Source organism: Brevundimonas sp. FV1ps31S (assembly GCF_058681265.1).
In genome coordinates, this window is the sequence record NZ_CM178735.1 from 3,642,721 (window position 1) to 3,662,096 (window position 19,376).

Consider the following 19,376-nt stretch of genomic DNA (forward strand, 5'->3'; position numbering starts at 1 on the left):
AACGGCGGGGTTTTGGGGGCATACAGGCTCACGGTTTCAGGATAAGCACCGCGGCCTCGGCTTCCAAGGACTCATCTCATGCGCCATTCGCAACGCACCGACGACCAACTGCGTCCCGTGACCATCGAGACCGGGGTCAACCGCTATGCCGAGGGCTCGTGCCTGATCACCTTCGGTCACACCAAGGTCCTGGTGACGGCCTCGGTCGAGGAGACCATCCCGGGCTGGATGCGCGGCAAGGGCCAGGGCTGGGTCACCGCCGAATACGGCATGCTGCCTCGCGCCACCCACACCCGCGGCCGCCGCGAAGCCGCCGCCGGCAAACAGACGGGCCGGACGCAGGAGATCCAGCGCCTGATCGGCCGCTCGCTCCGCGCCGTCGTCGATCTGAAGGCCCTGGGCGAGCGCCAGGTGGTGCTGGACTGCGACGTCATCCAGGCCGACGGCGGCACCCGCACCGCCTCCATCACCGGCGCCTGGGTCGCCATGGCCTCGGCCCTCAACTATCTGCGCGACGAAGGCGTGCTGAAGTCCGACCCGATCCTGGACCAGGTGGCCGCCGTATCCTGCGGCGTCTGCGACGGCGTGCCGGTGCTGGACCTGGACTATGAAGAGGATTCCGAGGCCGAAGCCGATTCCAACTTCGTCCTGACCGGCGCAGGCCAGATCGTCGAGGTCCAGGCCACCGGCGAGAAGCGCGGCTTCTCCCGCGCCGAGTTCGACCGGCTGTTCTCTCTGGCCGAGATCGGCTGCACCGAACTGTTCGCCCTGCAAAAGGCGGCGCTGGAGGCTGTGCGCCGATAAGAGGTTTCGCGCGTTCAGGGAACGGGTCATCGTGTCGGTGACCCGTTCGACGTCCCGGAGACCCTATGCGCGCCTCCCTGTTCGCCTGCACCGCGCTCGCCGCCGCCCTGGCCTTGTCCGCCTGCCAGCCGCGCGCCGAGGCGCCGGCCGAACCGGCCGAACCGGCCCCTGCGGCCGCTCCCGCCGCCTCGGCTGCGGCGCCCGCCCAGCCGCCAGCCCCAACTCCATCAGCCCTACCTGCGCCAGCCCAGCCTCCGGCGTCGCCTCAGGAGCCTCAGACTGGTATCCCGGAGGGACCGGACATGAGGCCGGAACGGGCGCCCGCCAGCGACACCCCCTGTCGCGCGCAGATCGGCGAGGCCGCGGCCGCACGCCTGGTCGAGCGGTGTATCCAGGTCAGCCCCGCGACCCGCCCGCCGTGCAACGTCGCCAATCCTTGTGACCTGATCCAGGGGGAAATCGACCGGTCCTGCAAGCTGTGGGAACGGGACGGTGATGCGCCGGCGGAATGCCGCTCCTGACTCAAGCCAAGAAAAAGGCCCCGCCGTCGCCGGCGGGGCCTTTCTGTTTTCGGACGAGCCTAGGGCTTAGTCGCGACGACGACGACCGCGATCGCCACCGCGATCACCGCCGCCTTCGCGCTTCGGACGGCCGCCGGTGTCGTCCGACAGGGGCTCTTCGCCGCGCCCGGCGCGTTCGGCGTTGATCTTGTCGGTCAGGTCTTCACCCGTGGTTTGATCGACGACCTTCATCGACAGCTTGGTCTTGCCGCGATCGTCGAAGCCCAGGAACTTGACCTTGACCTCTTGGCCTTCCGACAGGACGTCGGCCGGGTTGGCGACGCGTTCCAGAGCGATCTGGGACACGTGGACCAGGCCGTCCTTGGCGCCGAAGAAGTTCACGAAGGCGCCGAAATCGACGACCTTGACGACCTTGCCGGAATAGATGGTTCCGACTTCCGGTTCCGAGGCGATGGACTGGATCCAGGCCTTGGCGGCGTCGATCTTTTCCTGGTCGTTGGCGGCGACCTTGATGGTGCCGTCGTCGCCGATGTCGATCTTGGCGCCGGTCTTTTCGACGATCTCGCGGATGACCTTGCCGCCCGAACCGATCACTTCACGGATCTTGTCGACCGCGATCTTGATGGTTTCGATCTTCGGCGCATGCTCGCCCAGTTCGGCGCGCGGCGCGTCCATGGCCTTGGACATCTCGTCCAGGATGTGGAGGCGACCGGCCGAGGCCTGGGTCAGGGCCTGCTTCATGATCTCCTTGGTGATGCCGGCGACCTTGATGTCCATCTGAAGGCTGGTGATGCCTTCCGAAGTGCCGGCGACCTTGAAGTCCATGTCGCCCAGGTGATCTTCGTCACCCAGGATGTCCGACAGGATGGCGAACTCGCCCGACGGCTCCAGGATCAGGCCCATGGCGATGCCCGAGACCGGACGGATCAGCGGCACGCCGGCGTCCATCAGGGCCAGCGACGAACCGCAGACCGTGGCCATCGAGGACGAGCCGTTCGACTCGGTGATCTCGGAGACCAGGCGGATGGTGTAGGGGAAGTCTTCCTTCGACGGCAGCATCGGACGGATCGCGCGCCAGGCCAGCTTGCCGTGACCGATTTCGCGACGGCCGGGCGAACCCATGCGGCCTGCTTCACCCACCGAATAGGGGGGGAAGTTGTAGTGCAGCAGGAAGCTTTCCTTATAGGTGCCCTGCAGGCTGTCGATGTATTGCTCGTCCTCGCCGGTGCCGAGCGTGGCGACGACCAGGGCCTGGGTTTCCCCGCGCGTGAACAGGGCCGAACCGTGGGTGCGCGGCAGGACGCCGACTTCCGACACGATGGCGCGGACCTTGTCCAGGGCGCGGCCGTCGACGCGGTGGGCGTTCTCGATAATGTCGCGACGCAGGACGTCGGCTTCGCATTCCTTGAAGGCGGCCGCGAACTTGGAGCTGTCGACGCCCTCGGGGTTCTCGTCGGTTTTCACCAGGGCGGCGGCGGCGGTCTTCTTGGCCGCATCGACGCCCGAACGACGGTCATATTTGCCGGGGTGGGTGTAGGCGGACTTGATGTCCTCGCCGACCAGCTTCTTGATCGAGGTGACGACGTCGGAGTGGTCTTCGGCCTGGAAGTCGAAGGGCTCCTTGGCGGCGTGTTCGGCCAGATCGATGATGGCGTCGATCACCGGCTGCATGCCGGCGTGGGCGAACATCAGCGCCTCGAGCATCTTCTCTTCCGACAGCTCCTTGGCTTCGGATTCGACCATCATCAGGGCGTCTTGCGTACCGGCGACCACCAGGTCCAGGTCAGAGGCCGGGATCTGGTCGACCGTCGGGTTCAGAACCAGTTCGCCGTCGATCAGGCCGACGCGCGCGGCGCCGATGGGGCCCATGAAGGGCACGCCCGAGATGGTCAGGGCGGCCGAGGCGGCGACCATGCCCAGCACGTCCGGATCGTTTTCCATGTCGTGCTGCAGCACGGTGATGACGACCTGGGTCTCGTTCTTGAAGCCCTTGACGAACAGCGGGCGGATCGGACGGTCGATCAGGCGGGAAACCAGGGTTTCCTTCTCCGACGGACGGCCTTCACGCTTGAAATAGCCGCCCGGGATCTTGCCGGCGGCGAAGGTCTTTTCCTGGTAGTTGACGGTCAGGGGGAAGAAATCCAGACCGGGCTTGGGCGAACGGCCATAGACGACGGTGGCCAGAACCACGGTCTCGCCGTAGGTCGCCAGCACGGCGCCGTCGGCCTGGCGGGCGATGCGGCCCGTTTCCAAGGTCAGCGGGCGTCCGGCCCACTCGATCGTCTTGCGTTTGATATCGAACATATTTCGTCTTTCGTATCCCGGACGGCGTATTCCGTGCGGGGTCCCATCATTGGGGGCGGATGCGTCGGCGTTCAGTCCTTCGATCCAGAGGTCGCCGCGCCATCGCGGTCGACCGGGAGAGGACCGGCATGGCCCTCGCAACTGCGCCGTAAGTCCTGCGGCGCACAGGTCGTCTCTAGTCGCACAACGAGGCGCGGACGTGACCGCCCGCGCCTCGAAAGCGTATTCTACACTGATCCGGCGCCTTAGCGGCGCAGGCCCAGCTTGGTGATGAGCGCCTGGTAGCGAGCGGCGTCGACCTTGACCAGGTGGTCCAGCAGACGGCGACGTTGCGACACCATCTTCAGAAGGCCACGACGCGAGTGGTTGTCCTTCTTGTGGGTCTTGAAGTGTTCGGTCAGGTTGGAGATGCGTTCCGACAGGATCGCGACCTGAACCTCGGCCGAGCCGGTGTCGCCAGCGGTGCGGGCGTTATCGGCGATGATCTCGTGCTTGCGTTCAGCAGTAACCGACATCGTAGTCTCCCTTGGTGGCCTACCGCGCTTTCGCGCTACTTGAGGCCGGGTTGGAGTCCCCTGATCAGGCGATCAGGAAAGATTGAAAACGCGGTCGGGTTCTAACCGGCCGGCCCGCAACTGACAGAGTGCGACGAGGGTCTGGCCCTGAAAGGCTGAAACCGTTCGCGAACCGTCCGACAGACGGGTCTTGAGGGTTTCCACCTGACGGGGGAGCAGAACGATCGGGCGTCCCTGCCGAAGCGAGAAGGCGTCCTGATCCGTCACGGCCAGCTCCGGGATGTCGTCCAGGGCGGTCGCAACGGGAAGCAAGCCTTCCGAGGCGGCGCCCCTATGCACCAAATCCTCGAGAAAATCCAGCGTCACGGCGTTTTCGGTATGAAACGGTCCCACCCGCTCGCGCCGCAGGGCCGAAACATGCCCCTCGGCGCCCAGGACGGCCGCCAGATCGCGCGCCAGCGACCGGACATAGACGCCCTTGCCGGTGCGGATGGTCAGTTCGACATGGTCGGCGTCCGGCGCGTCCGTGACCTCGGCCGAATGAATGGTGACGCGGCGCGCCTGAAGCTCGAACTCCACCCCGTCTCGCGCCAGGTCATAGGCGCGGGCGCCGTCCACCTTGATGGCCGAGAAGCGGGGCGGCGTCTGGTCGATCTCGCCGATGAAGGCGGGCAGGGCGGCCTTCACCGCCTCGACCGGGGGGCGAACGTCGGACCGGCCGATGATCTCGCCTTCGCGGTCCACGCTGTCGGTGGAGACGCCCCAGTTGATGGTGAAGCGATAGACCTTCTGCGCCTCCATCATCATCGGCACGGTCTTGGTCGCCTCGCCGAGCGCAATGGGCAGGATGCCGCTGGCCAACGGATCCAGCGTCCCGGCGTGACCGGCCTTCTGGGCGTTGAACAGGCGGCGGATGCGGCTGACCGCCTCGGTCGAGCCCATCTCGAACGGCTTGTCCAGGCAGACCCAGCCGTCAACGACGTCGCCCTTCTTCTTGCGGGCCATTATGCTGGGCCTGTCGCGCTAAGCGCTACTTGAGGCCGGGACGCTGGGCCTACCGCGCTTCGGGCTACTTGAGGCCGGGACGCTGGGCCTATCGCGCTAAGCGCTACTTGAGGCCGAGCCATTAAGCGTCGCCCTCTTCGTCGTCGCGGCGTTCCAGGTCGGCGCGGACGCGGGGGTCTTCGAACAGGCGGTCGATATGGCTGGCGGCGTCGAAGCTTTCGTCGTGGCGGAAGCGCAGGTCGGGGGTGAACTTCATGTCCAGCCGGCGGCCCAGCTGGCCGCGCAGGAATTTGGCGTGGACGTTCAGCGCCTTGATGATCTCGCTCTCATGGCCCGTGGTCGGGGCGGCCTCGACGCCGGCGCCCAGGGGTTCGACGAAACAGGTGGCGTGTTTCAGGTCCGGCGACAGGCGAACCTCGGTCACGGTGACGGAGACCCCGACCAGGGCCTCGTCGTGGATGTCCTCCTCGCGCAGGATGTCGACCAGGGCGTGACGGATCAGTTCGCCGGCGCGCAGCTGACGTTGGCTGGGACCGGCCGGGCCGGAGGAGTTGCGGGTATGCTGTTTGTGGGCCATCGGCCGCTCCTTCTTGTTCGCCCGCCGGGGCTCGGACCCGGCCGGATAAGCGAAAGTCGGGCGGTCTAGGCGCGTGGAGCCGCCCTGTCCAGTTCCGCCGCTCTGACGGACCGCATCACTTCGGCTGAGAAGACCGACCGGGCGGGACGGATCGTGACGCCGCCGGCGTTCAGCACCCCGGCTGTCCAGTGGTTGCAAAGGTGCAGGATTGAGAAGGTTTCTCGGCCGGCGAAGAAGCGGGCGTCATCGCCGGGGCGGGCGGCGGCGACACGCGGGGCGCCGCTCGACAGGTCCAGCGAATCCTCGATCCGCCCCGCCATGCGGTCGAAGGCGACGGGCGTCAGGCTAAGGCTTACGCGGCGGTCGGCGACGTATCCTTCGCGGGGATCCTGGCGCTCCGGGTCCAGCATCAGGACGGACGGATTGCCCGGTCGGAAGAAGGCGCGCGCGCCGTCGGGCAGGCGGTCCGAGATCGGGCTTTGATCGACGTAGAAGGTCGCGTCGCCCCAGCCGATCAGGATCCAGTCGCCCGACGCCAGGGTCGCAACGGCCTGTCCCAACGGCCCCCCGCGCGCTTCGAGAGCCGCGCGGGGTATAGCCAGGTCGGTGTGGAAGCCGTTGTCGAGCAGATAGACTGCGACCGGTGGGTCGGCGTCTGGCGGGACAGGCGCGCCCGGCCGGGTCCAGGTCAGCAGGGCGGCGACTACGCCGATCACAACCGCCAGGGGCAGGGCCCATCGCATCGCCGTCTCTCCGAACGCCTCTCCAGCCGAGAGGATAAACGACCAAGCGTGACAGTTGAAAGGGCCAGACGGCGAGGCTGGATCTAGGAATCCGTGTCCGCGAACGGCGACACCGGCGCAGTCTGCCATTCGCCGCGCCACTCGTAGCTCAGGGTGACGCAGTGGCGATAGGCGCCGTCGCTCCAGCGACCCACCGCCTGCATCGTCAGGGGTCTGGGCGCGCGGATGCGGCTCATCACAAGCCAGACCTCGTCCGCGCCGGGGCAGAGCGCGCGGGCCAGTCCGCGTCCGTCGCCGGTCTGTTCGATGGCGTAGAGGTCGGTCTCGTTGGCGCCTTGCGGCAGAGCCCGCCGCGCCGCGTCCGGCCCCCCGCGCGCGAAATCGGCCGAGCCGCGCGCGGTGGTCGAGAACAGCCGCTCGACGCTGATCGCCCCGAACAGGCCGCGGCGGACCTGGAGGGTGATCCCCTTGGTCAGGGCCTGGGTGATCCGGTCTGTGGCGTTGTAGGAGAAATATCGGGTGTCGGCGTGCGCGGGCGCGGCCGCCGACACGGTCAGCAAGGCGACGAGGCCAGAGACGACGAGAAGCGGGGCGAGGGACGAGCGCATGTCTCTTCCTTTCCCGGCCATTGCGGCGACTTTAGGCCTCGCCCCGATCAGTGTTCCCCCAGGCAGCGCAGGGCGACCTCGAGGTTTCGCAGACCGTCTTCCCCCGTCACCGCCGGGGTCTCGCCGGTGTGAATGGCGCGGGCGAAGGCCTCCAGCTCCTTCCTCAGCGGTTCGGCTGGCCAGGAGTTCAGCATCCGGGTGGAGTAGGAGCCGTCGGGCTGCTGGCCGAAATATTCGGTGACCTGGCGGGTGATCAGGTCGGCCACGATGAACTTGGTCTTGGTTGCGACCTGCAGGGTGCGGGTCTTGTAGGGGGTGACCCAGTTGGTGGTGATGTGGGCGATCACGCCGTTGTCCAGCCGGAACTGCAGCAGGGCCGTGTCCTCGCGTTCGGCGCGGGTGCGGGCCAGTTGCGGCTGGACCTCGACGATCTCCGAGCCGGTCAGGTGGCGGATGATGTCGATATCGTGGACCGCCAGGTCGATGACCACGCCCACATCGCCCATGCGCGGCGGGAAGGGGCCGACGCGGGTGACCTGGATGGAGATGATCTCGTCGTCGGCGACGGCGCGCTTGACCGTCTCGACCGCCGGATTGAACCGCTCGACCTGGCCGACCATCAGGACGCGGTCATTGGCCTTGGCGGCGTCGATCATCCGCTGAGCGTCGGCCACGTTGGCGGCGATCGGCTTTTCGACCAGGACGTGGACGCCCTTTTCCAGCAGGGCGACGCCGATGTCGGCGTGGAAGCGGTTGGGCGTCGCCACGACCGCGGCGTCCAGCCCGGCGTCGATAAAGGCCTGGGCCGTCGTGACCGGGGCCGTCTCATAGGCGGCGGCGACCCCGTCGGCGACGACCGTGTCGGGGTCGAAGACGGTGGTCAGGTCGAACTCGCGCATTTCCGAGGCGACGCGCGCATGGTTGCGGCCCATGACGCCGACGCCGGCGACGCCGAACTTGAGGACGGGGGTGTTCGGCATCAGGCTTATCCCTTGTAGCTGGCGACGGCGGCGATGATCTTGTCCTGGGTCGCCTCGTCCAGGTCGGCGTGCATGGGCAGGCTGAAGACCACGTCCATCAGACGCTCGGTGACCGGCAAGCCTCCGGCCCCGCGCGGGAAATGCTCATAGGCCGGCTGCAGGTGCAGCGGGATCGGATAATAGACGGCGGTCGGCACGTCATGGGCCTTCAGATGGGCGATCAGGCCGTCGCGGTCCGGGTGTTCGACCGTATATTGCGCCCAGTTGGAGATATTGCCCGCCGGGACGTCGGGAACCTTGGCCACGTGAGGGCGCAGGCCTTCATTGTAGCGGGCGGCGATCCGGTTGCGCCACTCGATCTCCTGGCCGAAGACCTTCAGCTTCTCGATCAGCACGGCCGCCTGGATCGTGTCCAGACGGCTGTTCAGGCCGATCCGCATGTTCAGATATTTGGGGTCGTGATCGAAGACGCGGTCCTTCAGGTCCACCGCCACGGCCTTGCCGTGCACGCGGACGGAATCGATCAGCTGGGCCAGTTCGTCGTCATTGGTCAGCACCGCCCCGCCGTCGCCGTAGCAACCGAGGGGTTTGGCCGGGAAGAAGCTGGTGGTGGTGATGTCGGCCCATTTCAGCGGATGTTCGCCGCCGATGGTGCAGCCGAAGCCCTGGGCCGAATCCGCGATCAGCTTCAGGCCGTGCTTGTCGCAGATGGCCTTGATGGCCGGATAGTCGGCCGGCTGGCCGAACAGGTCCACGGCGATGACCACGCGCGGGGTCAGGCGGCCCTCGGCCTTGATGCCTTCAATGGCGCGCTCCAGCGCGGCGGGGTCCATATTGTAGGTGTCGGCGTCCACATCGACGAAGACCGGCTCGGCGTCGAACCAGGGCACGACCTCGGCGGTGGCGGCGAAGGTGAAGCTGGGCACGAAGACCGCGTCGCCGCGCCCGATCCCCCAGGCCATCAACGGCAGGGCCAGGGCGTCCGTGCCGTTGGCGCAGCCCAGGGCGTGCTTGGCCTGACCGAAGGCGGCGAGGTCGGCCTCGAACTGGCGGACCTGGGGCCCCATCACCCAGGCGCCGCCGACGACGGCCTCCTGAACAGCGGCCTCGATCTTGCCGGCGAGACGAAGGCGCTGGGCCTGAAGGTCGATGAAGGGGATCATGGGGCGCTCTCCACGGCGAATCGGGGGCGGCGGTCCGATGGGTCAGACCGCGAATAGGGCCGCCCTCTAGCAAGATCGGGCGAGAGGACCAAACGGAGCGGTGTCACTTCGCGTTGCCCTTTGCAACGGTCTACCACTCCAGAAGCCTCCTCTTGGCGCCGGGCGGGATGCGCCCTAAGCCGACGACATGATCCTCGACGACGCCAAGACCAAGGTCTCGACCTGGCTGTTAGACTACGCCCTGCCGCTGTGGGCGGAACGCGGCGTCGATGCGAACGGGCGGTTCTATGAACAGCTCGATTTTGACGCCCGGCCAGTGACCGGCCTCCGCCGACGCACCCGCGTCCAGGCGCGTCAGATCTATGTGTTTTGCGAGGCTGCCCGCCTGGGTTGGGGGGGCGGCCGCGCCGTGGCCCAGGCCGCGCTGGATCGGATGATCGCGACCTGCCGTCGCGATGACGGCCTGTGGGTCGCCGCGACCGACGACGCCGGAGACGTGCTGGACGACACGCCGGATCTCTACGACCTGGCCTTCGTGCTTTTCGCCCTGGCGGCCGCGCACCGGACCCTTGGTGACGATCGGGCCCGCCCTCTGGCGCTGGAGACCCTGGCGGCGATCGATCGTCTGATGGCCGCGCCTCACGGAGGCTGGGCGGAGGCCGTCCCGGCGCGCCTGCCCCGTCGCCAGAATCCACACATGCACCTGCTGGAGGCGATGCTGGCCTGGCAGGCGATCGCCCCCCATCCGGCCTTCGAAGCGGCGGCGCGGACGGCGCTGGACCTGTGCCGGAGTCGTTTTCTGATCGACGGGGCGATCCATGAATATTTCACCGCCGACTGGACGCCTGATCCGACGACGGGACATATCGTCGAACCCGGCCATTTCGAGGAATGGGCCTGGCTTCTGCGCCAGGCGCAGATCGCCGGTTTCGAGACAGTCGACGCCGCCGAGGATCTGCACCGCCGCGCCATTGCTCAGGGATTGAAAAACGGGGCCATGATCCGCGAGATGGACGTCGCGGGCGCGCCGCTCGACGCCGGGCGTCGCCTTTGGGCCCAGACCGAGGCGATCCGCACGGCCCTGATGTTCGGGGACCCGGGCGTGGCCGATCTGATCGACAAGGTCTTCACCACCCATCTGGCCACGCCGATCCCCGGCCTGTGGATCGACAGCTACGACGCGACCGGAGCGTCGCAGGACAAGGCCGCGCCAGCCTCCAGTCTCTACCACCTGATGACCGCCTTTTCCGAACTGTTGAGACACCGATGACCGGACTACCCGCCGTCTTTCTGGACCGTGACGGCGTCCTGATCGAGGACTCCGGCTATCCGCATTTGCCCGAACATCTGACGCTGGTCCGCGGCGCAGCCGCTGCGGTGCGGCGGTTGAACCGGCTCGGCTATCTGACGGTCATCGTCACCAACCAGTCGGGCGTGGCGCGGGGCCTGTTCAGCGAAGACCAGATGCACGCCTTCAACGCCCTTCTGGTGAAGCGGCTTGCCCAGGACGGGGCGGTGATCGGCCCGGTCTATGCCTGTCCCTTCCACGCCGAGGCGCAGGACGAACGCTACCGCCATCCGGACCATCCCGATCGCAAGCCCAATCCCGGCATGTTGCTGAGGGCCATCGCCGAACACCACATTGACCCGGCCAGATCCTTCATGATCGGGGACCAGCCGACCGACATCGAGGCGGCGAAACGGGCCGGGGTGTCGGGGTTTCTGTTCGAGGGCGGTGATCTGGACGTGTTCGTCCGGGAACTGATCGGCGCCTGACGCCATCGCATTTCCTTGCGCGGTGAATTAGGCTGACATCTCTTCATTTGGAGGACATCGCCGTGGCTCTCGTCGCCCCCTACGTCGAACGTCGGTGGAAATCGCCGGACGGGCTTGATCTGTTCGCCCGGGACTATGCGCCGGGCGCCGGGTTCGCCCGCGCGCCGGTTGTCGCCATTCACGGCCTGACCCGCAACAGCGCCGACTTCGACGTCATCGCTCCGTTCCTGGCCCAGAGCGGCCGTCGGGTCCTGGCTGTCGACGTGCGGGGCCGCGGTCTGTCGGATCGCGCCCCCGACCCGATGACCTATACGCCCGAAGTCTATGCCCGCGATGTCCTGGCCTTGATGGATCAGGCGGGCGTCGACCATGCGATCTTCCTCGGCACCTCGATGGGAGGACTGATCACCATGACCCTGATGGCGCTGAAGCCCAGGGCGGTGGTCGCCGCCATACTGAACGACATCGGCCCCGAGGTGGCGCCCGAGGGCCTGGCGCGCATCGCCGCCTACAGCGGTCAGCCGGTCGAGATCGAATCCTGGTCCGATGCGGCCGCCTACGCCCGGCGCATCAATGCGGTCGCCTTTCCCCATTATTCGGACGCCGACTGGGACGCCTTCGCCCGTCGCATCTTCCGTCAGCAGCCGGACGGCGAGGTCGGCCTCGACTACGACCCCGACATCTCGGTTCCGATCCGCGCGGCCGGCGCCAAGGCCCTTGTCCCGAACCTGTGGCCCTTCTTCCGCCGCCTTGCGCGCAAGAAGCCGACGCTGCTGGTGCGCGGGGCTTTGTCCGACCTGCTGAGCGCCGCCATCGCGGAAAAGATGAAAAAGGCCGCTCCGTCCATGACCTATGTCGAGGTTCCCGGGGTCGGACACGCCCCGATGCTGGACGAGCCCGAGGCCAAGGCGGCGATCTTCGAATTCCTGGCGGAGGTGGATTGACGTCCGACCCTGGCGAAATCAGTCCTTGGTGGGATCGACCTTGGACGTGTCTCCATAGGTCAAGGCCAGGAAGACGTCCTCGAGATCCGGGTCTTCGGTGGTGATGTCGGCGATGGTGACGCCGGCCTTGCGGACCGCAGCGATGACCTGTTCCACCGACGACTGCCCCTTCCGGTAGGCGACCGCGAAAGCGCCGTTGGGACGGGAGGAGACGACGAAGCCCGGCAGGGTTGGGGCTGTCTCCAGCGGCGTCTCCGGCGTGACCACCACATTACGGCTGTCCAGTCGGCGCAGCAGTTGCGGCGTCGGCTCGCAGGCCACCACCTCGCCGCGGTTGACGATGGCGATGGTGTCGCAGAGCTCCTGCGCCTCTTCCAGATAGTGGGTGGTCAGGACGATGGTCACGCCCTCGGCGTTGATCTGGCGGACATAGGCCCACAGCTGGCGGCGCAGTTCGACGTCCACCCCCGCCGTCGGCTCGTCCAGGATCAGGATCGGCGGATTGTGGACCAGGGCCTTGGCCACCATCAGGCGGCGTTTCATTCCGCCGGAGAGGGCGCGGACATAGGCGTTGGCCTTGTCCGACAGGCCCAGAGCCGCCAGCAGCTCGTCCGAGCGGCGCTCATTCTTCGGCACGCCATAGAAGCCCGCCTGGACCTCCAGCGACTCGCGCGGCGTGAAGAAGACATCAGCGACGATCTCCTGGGGCACCACGCCCAGGGCGGCCGCGGCGTCGCGCGGCTCCTTGTCGATGTCGCGGCCCCAGATGGTCACCGTGCCTTCCGACTTCTTGACTACCCCGGCCAAGATGTTGATCAGGGTCGATTTTCCAGCGCCGTTGGGACCGAGAAGTCCGAAGACGGACCCGCGCCGGATGACCAGATCGACCCCGCGCAAGGCGGTCTTGGGAGCAGCTTTCTTGGAGCCGGCGTAAGTCTTCTTCAGCCCCCGCACCTCGATGGCGTTGTCGGGCAGGGTGGTCGCATCGGTCATGGGGGCGCTTTGGTCGAGACATCGGGGTCCGGCGGAGGTTTGACGCCGCAGGACGGGCCGCATAGGTATGCGCCCGACGCCTCCTCGCCAAGTCCACGAGTTGAACAATGCCGCCCCGCCATCCCGACGCGATCATTCCTCCGCCCGAAGAGGTCATTGTCTTGACCAAACGCGTCGCCTGCGACGGCGGCGGCGGAGCCCTGGGCCATCCGCTCGTCTATATGGACATGGGCGAGGACGACTTCATCGAGTGCGGTTATTGCGACCGTCGTTTCGTCCTGTCGGCCCATCCGCACGACGAGAGCGAGTATCTGAGCCCCGCAGCCCGCGCGCCCGAGGCCCACTGAGCCTGCGGCCAAGCCCGGTCGCGGTTTGGACGTCGGGCGGCTATAAATGGCGCTGAGCCGCCACTCCCCGGACGGAGACTGACAAACTTGCGCTATCTGCACACCATGGTCCGGGTTCAGGACCTCGACGCCTCCCTGCACTTCTATTGCGACCTGCTGGGTCTGCAGGAGGTCCGCCGCGTGGAAAACGAGGCCGGTCGTTTCACCCTGGTCTTCCTCACCGCGCCCAAGAATCTGGAACAGTCGACTGCGGAACGCTGCCCCGAGGTCGAGCTGACCTACAACTGGGACCCGGAAACCTATCAGGGCGGCCGTAATTTCGGTCATCTGGCCTATAAGGTCGACGACATCTACGCCGCCTGCCAGACGCTGATGGACGGCGGAGTGGTGATCAATCGGCCCCCGCGCGACGGCAATATGGCTTTCGTGCGCTCGCCGGACGGCATCTCGATCGAGCTGCTGCAGGAGGGTCCGGCGCTGGCGCCGGCCGAACCCTGGGCCTCCATGCCCAACACCGGAACCTGGTGATGCGTCGTCACGCCGTGCCGCGCGTTGCGGCGGTCCTGGTGGCGAGCCTGCTGGCGACGGCCTGCGCCTCCACCACCGAAAGCAACACCGGCCGCACCGCCACCGAACAGCTGTTGCTGGCCCGCGCCTCTGACAAGGCGGTCGAAGGCCTGTCCCTGCCCTTGCCGACGGCCGCCTCCATCTTCGTCGATGAATCCTATTTCCAAGGCGAAGGGACGCGCTACGCCATCAGCGCGATCCGCGCCGCCTTGTCCGACGCCGGCTACCGGCTGGCCCGCAACAAGGAAGACTCCGACGCCGTTTTCGAAATTCGCGCGGGGGCCCTGTCGCTGGAGCAGACGCGCCGAGTGTTCGGCAGTCCGGAAATGCGGATTCCGATCAACGAGACCCTGAACGTGGTCTCGCTCCCGGAACTGTCGGTTTACAGCAATCGCGACCGGGTCGGCGTCGCCGAGTTTTCGGGCTTCCTCTATGAGGCCAAGACCGGCGCGCCCCTTGGAGCGGTGCTGCCGATGATTGGCCAGTACCGAATTCGCAGCCACAAGGTTCTGATGATCGTCGCCTGGGGCCAGCAGCAGGCCCAGCCCGGTCAACGCGACCCGGGATCGAGCTGGACCGAATTCTGACGGCTGACGTGGCGGCTCAGGCCGCCTATGTTCCGGCCATGACCGACGCCGCCGTTTCCGACTCCGCCGTATCTCCAGACCGCCCGCTCACCCAGGACGGCCCCGCCCTGCGGCTGTGGATGATCGACGCCTCGGCCTATATCTTCCGCGCCTATCACGCCCTGCCGCCTCTTACCAGAAAGTCGGACGGCCTGCCGGTGGGGGCGGTCCAAGGCTACTGCAACATGTTGTGGAAGCTGCTGAAGGACATGAAGGGCGCCGACGGCCCCACCCATCTGGTCGCCATCTTCGACCATTCGGACAAGACGTTCCGCAACACCCTGTACGACCAATACAAGGCCCATCGTCCGCCGGCCCCTGAGGACCTGGTTCCGCAGTTTCCGCTGGTGCGCGAGGCGACGGCGGCCTTCGGTGTCCACTGCGTCGAACTGGCCGGCTACGAGGCCGACGACCTGATCGCCACCTATGCCTGCAAAGCCCGCGACGCCGGCGGCGAGGCGGTGATCGTCAGTTCCGACAAGGATCTGATGCAGCTGATCGGCGGCGGCGTCGTCATGTGGGATCCGATGAAGGACCGGCGCCTGGCCGAGCCGGAGGTGTTCGAGAAGTTCGGCGTCGGTCCTGAGAAGATGGTCGATCTTCAGGCTTTGATCGGCGACAGCGTCGACAATGTCCCCGGCGCCCCCGGAATCGGCCCCAAGACGGCGGCTCAACTGTTGGACGAATACGGCGATCTGGACACCCTGTTGGCGCGCGCCGGCGAAATCAAACAGCCCAAGCGCCGCGAGACGCTGATCAATTTCGCCGACCAGATTCGTCTGTCGCGTGAGCTGGTGCGCCTGACCTGCGATGCTCCGGCGCCAGAGCTGATCGATGACTTCGCCGTGCGCGATCCCGATCCCGAGACCCTGTCGGCCTTCCTCGACAAGATGGAGTTCCGCTCGCTGCAGCGCCGGGTCGGCGACGGCAAGGCGGGGCCCAGCGAGATTTCGGCCTTCGCGCCCAAGCGCGCGCCGAACCTGAGCGCCCCCGTCGCCACGCCCCGCTACGGCCAGGTGGTGGAGGGCCCGGCCGAGGCTCAGAGCTTCGACCTTGAGGCCTATGAATGCGTGCAGACCGAAGAGGCGCTGGATCGCTGGATCGCCAGGGCGGTCGGGGCGGGGGTGGTGGGCTTCGATACAGAAACCTCGTCGCTGTCGGCGACGCATGCGGGGCTGTGCGGGGTGTCGCTGGCGGTGGGGCCGAATGAGGCGTGTTACATCCCGCTGACGCATGAGCATGAGCCGCAGGCGGGCGAAGGGGGGCTGTTCGGGGAGCCGGGCGAGGCACGCGAGCCGCTTCAGCAGCTGGACAAGGCGACAGCCCTGGCGAAGCTGAAGGGGTTGCTGGAAGACTCTAGTGTATTGAAAATACTACAAAATTCCAAGTACGACCTTGCCGTCATGGCGCGGCGGGGGATCCGTGTGGCCCCCTATGACGACACCATGCTGATCTCATACGTGCTCGAGGGCGGGCTGCACGGGCATGGGATGGACGAGCTGGCGCGGCTCCATTTGGGGCATGACCCCATCCCGTTCAAGAGCGTGGCGGGGACCGGCAAGAGCCAGAAGTCGTTCAAACACGTCGCCCTGAAACCCGCCACCCAGTACGCCGCCGAAGACGCCGACGTCACCCTGCGTCTGTGGCGCATCCTCAAGCCCCGGCTGGCGCGCGAGGGCCTGTCCACCGTCTATGAGACCCTGGAACGCCCCCTGCCCGCCGTCCTGGCCGAGATGGAGACCGCCGGCGTCCGCATCGACCCCGACCGCCTGAAACGCCTGTCCAGCGAGTTCGGCCTGCGCATGGCCGAGCTGGAGGCCCAGGCCCAAGAAATCGCCGGCCGCCCCTTCAACATCGGCTCCCCCCGCCAGATCGGCGAGATCCTGTTCGGCGAGCTGAACCTGCCCGGCGGCAAAAAGACCGCCTCCGGCCAATGGGGCACGGACGCCAGCGTGCTGGAAGACCTGGCCGCCACACACGCCCTGCCCCGCGTCCTGCTGGACTGGCGCCAGCTGTCCAAGCTGAAGGGCACCTATACCGACGCCCTGACCGCCGCCGCCGACCCCGCCACCGACCGCGTCCACACCAGCTACCAGCTGGCCGCCGCCACCACCGGCCGCCTGGCCAGCTCGGACCCCAACCTTCAGAACATCCCGATCCGTACCGAGACCGGCCGCGAAATCCGCCAGGCCTTCATCGCCGCCCCCGGCCATCTGCTGATCAGCGCCGACTACAGCCAGATCGAACTGCGCCTGCTGGCCCATATCGGCGACATCCCCGAGCTGAAACGCGCCTTCAAGGCCGGGCTCGACATCCACGCCGCCACCGCCAGCGAGATGTTCGGCGTCCCCGTCGAGGGCATGCCGTCCGAAACCCGCCGCCGCGCCAAGGCCATCAATTTCGGCATCGTCTACGGCATCAGCGCCTTTGGTTTAGCCGCTCAGCTGGGCATCGATCAGGGCGAGGCCGGCGCCTATATCAAGACCTATTTCGACCGCTTCCCCGGCATCCGCACCTATATGGACAAGACCAGGGCCGAGGTCCGCCAGGCCGGCTTCGTCTCCACCGTCTTCGGCCGCCGCATCCACATCCCCGCCATCCACTCGAAATCGGGCGCCGAACGCCAGTTCGGCGAACGCGCCGCCATCAACGCCCCGATCCAGGGCGCCGCCGCCGACATCATCCGCCGCGCCATGATCCGCATGCCCACAGCCCTGGCCGAGGCCGGGCTGAAAACCCGCATGCTGCTCCAGGTCCACGACGAACTGGTCTTCGAAACCCCCGAGGCCGAGGCCGACCGCGCCATCGCCGTCATCAAACGCGTGATGGAAACCGCCTCAGACCCCGCCGTCGCCCTGACCGTCCCCCTGGTCGTCGACGCCCGCGCCGCCCCCAACTGGGACGCCGCGCATTGAGGCGGCTACCGGCCCCGACGCGGTCGGGCCCTGCCTGAGCCGAGCGGCGAACCCGCCGCGGGGACTTGCCCCGAGGCTCAGCGGTTGGGGGTGGGGGCGCCTGAAGGGGCGAGCTTGCTAAGGCGCCGCTATTAAGCCGATAGCCGTGAGCAACGCTGCGAGCTCTGGCTCGACATTGGCTGCGCGCAATAACGATGGGTGGTCGAGCCGCTCTGCCAACCTCACTGCCGGGGTCGCCTTGGTGTAAGCAGGCCAGCGTTGGACGAGTTGCTGGCCGGCAGCCGGGGTGGTGGCCGGGCGCAATGCCGCGCAGCCGTCGAGGTGACGCAGCAACAATGCCTCGGGCAGGGGCGCTGCCAGACAAGGTGCAGCTGCGCACTTGCCGCGAGCCCAGGAATGCGCTGGTCGCGCTGGATGGCTTGCCCTAGTTTGTCTTCGTCCAGAAGGACGAAGCCACGCTCATAGGGTTCGCCTCTCTTGGCTTCGCGCTCGCGCCGACGCAGGATGGCGCGCTCAACAATTGCGAGCGGGTCGCCACCGCCGGGTTGTAGCAAAACAGGGTCGAGATAGACGGCCAAGCCCTGCGCGTTCGAGAGCCGGGTAAGCAGGGCCACATAGCTCTGCTCGCTTTCGCCCTCGCAGCCGATGAACAACCTGCGACGTTGAGTTATGATGCGGCGAGGGCGTCTCATCCGATCTGCGGTACAGCGCCGTAACTGCCGCCCAGATACTTGCGGTAGTAGTTATCGTCCCGGCGCACCGCCTGAATCTCCGCCAGGGAATAGACCTCTGACCGGCCGTCATGCGTCTTGGAACAGAATAGCACCTCTTCCTTCGCCAGATCCTCGAGCAAGGAAGCGTTGTGGCACGTCATCCAAAGCTGAGCCCCGTCGGGATTGCGGATGGGATCGTAGAACCAGCGCAGAATCTCTGGCAGCACAAGAGGGTGGATCGAGGTGTCGAGTTCGTCCAGCACAGCGATGCCGCCGGTTTCCAGCGCACGCAGAAGAAAAGGGTAGAGTTTTAGAAAAGTTCGCGTGCCATGACTTTCCAGCATGAGCGGTACGAGGCCGTCATGCCCTTCATGCGCGAACATGGCGATCGGCCCTGACGGTCCCATCTCCACCTTCATCGCCTGGATGCCTAGATCGATCCGTTCGATTTCTCGGTTGATCGCATCAACCAGCATCGGATTGTCGGCATAGAAGCGAACCATCTGATCCTCGGCCCCGTCGGCGCGCTCAATTAGAATGTTCGAGAATACGTGGGTGGCCGCAAGTCGCATCGAGATCGCGAAAGGGTGACCGAGCTGGGCAAGGGTCGAGATCACGCTGGCGTTCGGGCGTAGAACCTTCTCGAGCGCCTGTCTGTAACCGGAGAGACCGAAGGCGGTGGAGCCGGTCACTTTGCCCTCCGAGGTGCGCGTGAACAGGCCGACCCTTCGCCCTGTTTCGGGCGACCAATAATGCATAGTCTCCGAGATCACCTCGAACTTCGCGTCGATCTCCACCTCATACTGGTAGCGCGTCTGGACCGGGTCATCGGACACATCCTCGGGGTCTGCGACGCCGGCCAGAGAAAGTGAAAGACGAGTCGGTTCGCCGCGTGCCTCGTTGCTGTTGAACTTTTCGAATGGCATCCGTGCACCCGGCGCCAGATTAAAACTATCGCGTGCAAACCACGCGATGAAGGAGATCGCGCGTAAGATCGTCGATTTGCCCGAGGCATTGGGGCCGAAAATGGCGACCACCTTGGGAGTTCTTTGCTTGGACCCCCTCCACGGCGCCCCGAACCGTCCCGGTAGATGCGGAGCGTTAGCTGCTACGAGCAGGTCGACGACCTGCGCATCTCGGATCGAGTAAAAGTTTTCGATTTTCAGTTCATGTATCATCGTGGTCGATCCAAACTTACACTTGCATATAGCATTTGGGGTTGAGTTTGACAATTTTTTGCGAAAGTCCCCCATTTGGGGGCCCGGTCGCCAAGCT

The 19,376-nt window shown here is 66.5% G+C and carries 20 protein-coding genes; 9 read left to right on the forward strand and 11 right to left on the reverse strand.

The window, feature by feature from the left end:
* Window positions 1-78 precede the first annotated feature (78 nt).
* Window positions 79-804, forward strand: coding sequence for a ribonuclease PH (gene rph, locus ACVPT3_RS17455; RefSeq protein WP_008259300.1), 726 nt, complete (start codon window positions 79-81; stop codon window positions 802-804).
* Window positions 805-869: 65 nt separating this feature from the next.
* Window positions 870-1,325: a hypothetical protein gene (locus ACVPT3_RS17460; RefSeq protein ID WP_492042093.1), complete on the forward strand. Its 456-nt coding sequence runs from the start codon at window positions 870-872 to the stop codon at window positions 1,323-1,325.
* A gap of 66 nt (window positions 1,326-1,391) precedes the next feature.
* Here ACVPT3_RS17460 and pnp read toward each other — a convergent pair whose 3' ends face one another.
* The 8 genes from pnp to ACVPT3_RS17500 all read right to left on the reverse strand — a co-directional run bounded on the left by pnp (window position 1,392) and on the right by ACVPT3_RS17500 (window position 9,220).
* Window positions 1,392-3,629, reverse strand: coding sequence for a polyribonucleotide nucleotidyltransferase (pnp, locus tag ACVPT3_RS17465; protein WP_492042094.1), 2,238 nt, complete (start codon window positions 3,627-3,629; stop codon window positions 1,392-1,394).
* A 245-nt stretch (window positions 3,630-3,874) separates the two neighbouring features.
* Window positions 3,875-4,144: a 30S ribosomal protein S15 gene (gene rpsO, locus ACVPT3_RS17470; RefSeq protein WP_492026835.1), complete on the reverse strand. Its 270-nt coding sequence runs from the start codon at window positions 4,142-4,144 to the stop codon at window positions 3,875-3,877.
* Between the two features lie 72 nt (window positions 4,145-4,216).
* On the reverse strand, window positions 4,217-5,149 hold the full coding sequence (truB, locus tag ACVPT3_RS17475) for a tRNA pseudouridine(55) synthase TruB (RefSeq protein ID WP_492042095.1): 933 nt from the start codon (window positions 5,147-5,149) through the stop codon (window positions 4,217-4,219).
* Between the two features lie 121 nt (window positions 5,150-5,270).
* A complete protein-coding gene (gene rbfA / locus ACVPT3_RS17480) occupies window positions 5,271-5,726 on the reverse strand; it encodes a 30S ribosome-binding factor RbfA (RefSeq protein ID WP_492042096.1) in 456 nt (151 codons plus the stop codon).
* 65 nt (window positions 5,727-5,791) lie between these two features.
* Window positions 5,792-6,469, reverse strand: coding sequence for a DUF2459 domain-containing protein (locus ACVPT3_RS17485; protein ID WP_492042097.1), 678 nt, complete (start codon window positions 6,467-6,469; stop codon window positions 5,792-5,794).
* Between the two features lie 83 nt (window positions 6,470-6,552).
* The gene (locus tag ACVPT3_RS17490) at window positions 6,553-7,077 is read right to left on the reverse strand and encodes a hypothetical protein (protein ID WP_492042098.1); all 525 of its coding nucleotides are present in this window, start codon (window positions 7,075-7,077) and stop codon (window positions 6,553-6,555) included.
* Window positions 7,078-7,124: 47 nt separating this feature from the next.
* Window positions 7,125-8,057: a Gfo/Idh/MocA family protein gene (locus tag ACVPT3_RS17495; protein ID WP_492042099.1), complete on the reverse strand. Its 933-nt coding sequence runs from the start codon at window positions 8,055-8,057 to the stop codon at window positions 7,125-7,127.
* Window positions 8,058-8,062: 5 nt separating this feature from the next.
* Complete coding sequence (locus tag ACVPT3_RS17500; RefSeq protein ID WP_492042100.1) at window positions 8,063-9,220, reverse strand: DegT/DnrJ/EryC1/StrS family aminotransferase; 1,158 nt, start codon at window positions 9,218-9,220, stop codon at window positions 8,063-8,065.
* A 187-nt stretch (window positions 9,221-9,407) separates the two neighbouring features.
* On the opposite strand from ACVPT3_RS17500, the gene ACVPT3_RS17505 reads away from it, so the two are divergent.
* The 3 genes from ACVPT3_RS17505 (at window position 9,408) to ACVPT3_RS17515 (ending at window position 11,940) form a co-directional block, all read left to right on the forward strand.
* Window positions 9,408-10,490 (forward strand): AGE family epimerase/isomerase, encoded by a 1,083-nt coding sequence (locus tag ACVPT3_RS17505; RefSeq protein WP_492042101.1) that lies wholly within the window; start codon window positions 9,408-9,410, stop codon window positions 10,488-10,490.
* A complete protein-coding gene (locus ACVPT3_RS17510) occupies window positions 10,487-10,996 on the forward strand; it encodes a D-glycero-alpha-D-manno-heptose-1,7-bisphosphate 7-phosphatase (protein WP_492042102.1) in 510 nt (169 codons plus the stop codon). The genes ACVPT3_RS17505 and ACVPT3_RS17510 overlap by 4 nt, the downstream gene beginning before the upstream one ends.
* 62 nt (window positions 10,997-11,058) lie before the next feature.
* On the forward strand, window positions 11,059-11,940 hold the full coding sequence (locus tag ACVPT3_RS17515; RefSeq protein ID WP_492042103.1) for an alpha/beta fold hydrolase: 882 nt from the start codon (window positions 11,059-11,061) through the stop codon (window positions 11,938-11,940).
* Between the two features lie 18 nt (window positions 11,941-11,958).
* Here the strand turns inward: ACVPT3_RS17515 and ACVPT3_RS17520 are convergent, their stop codons facing one another.
* Entirely contained in the window at window positions 11,959-12,933 is a 975-nt protein-coding gene (locus ACVPT3_RS17520) for an ABC transporter ATP-binding protein (RefSeq protein ID WP_492042104.1), read from the reverse strand.
* A 107-nt stretch (window positions 12,934-13,040) separates the two neighbouring features.
* Here ACVPT3_RS17520 and ACVPT3_RS17525 point away from each other — a divergent pair, with 107 nt between their 5' ends.
* The 4 genes from ACVPT3_RS17525 to polA all read left to right on the forward strand — a co-directional run bounded on the left by ACVPT3_RS17525 (window position 13,041) and on the right by polA (window position 17,388).
* Window positions 13,041-13,280, forward strand: a complete 240-nt coding sequence (locus tag ACVPT3_RS17525; RefSeq protein WP_492042105.1) for a zinc-finger domain-containing protein — start codon at window positions 13,041-13,043, stop codon at window positions 13,278-13,280.
* A gap of 87 nt (window positions 13,281-13,367) precedes the next feature.
* A complete protein-coding gene (locus ACVPT3_RS17530; protein ID WP_492042106.1) occupies window positions 13,368-13,808 on the forward strand; it encodes a VOC family protein in 441 nt (146 codons plus the stop codon).
* Window positions 13,808-14,434 (forward strand): DUF6655 family protein, encoded by a 627-nt coding sequence (locus ACVPT3_RS17535; RefSeq protein ID WP_492042107.1) that lies wholly within the window; start codon window positions 13,808-13,810, stop codon window positions 14,432-14,434. Before ACVPT3_RS17530 ends, ACVPT3_RS17535 begins: the two co-directional genes overlap by 1 nt.
* A 38-nt stretch (window positions 14,435-14,472) precedes the next feature.
* Window positions 14,473-17,388, forward strand: coding sequence for a DNA polymerase I (polA, locus tag ACVPT3_RS17540; protein WP_492043847.1), 2,916 nt, complete (start codon window positions 14,473-14,475; stop codon window positions 17,386-17,388).
* 221 nt (window positions 17,389-17,609) lie between these two features.
* Here the strand turns inward: polA and ACVPT3_RS17545 are convergent, their stop codons facing one another.
* Complete coding sequence (locus tag ACVPT3_RS17545) at window positions 17,610-18,080, reverse strand: hypothetical protein (RefSeq protein WP_492042108.1); 471 nt, start codon at window positions 18,078-18,080, stop codon at window positions 17,610-17,612.
* Complete coding sequence (locus tag ACVPT3_RS17550; RefSeq protein WP_492042109.1) at window positions 18,077-19,279, reverse strand: AAA family ATPase; 1,203 nt, start codon at window positions 19,277-19,279, stop codon at window positions 18,077-18,079. The genes ACVPT3_RS17545 and ACVPT3_RS17550 overlap by 4 nt, the downstream gene beginning before the upstream one ends.
* Window positions 19,280-19,376 lie beyond the last annotated feature (97 nt).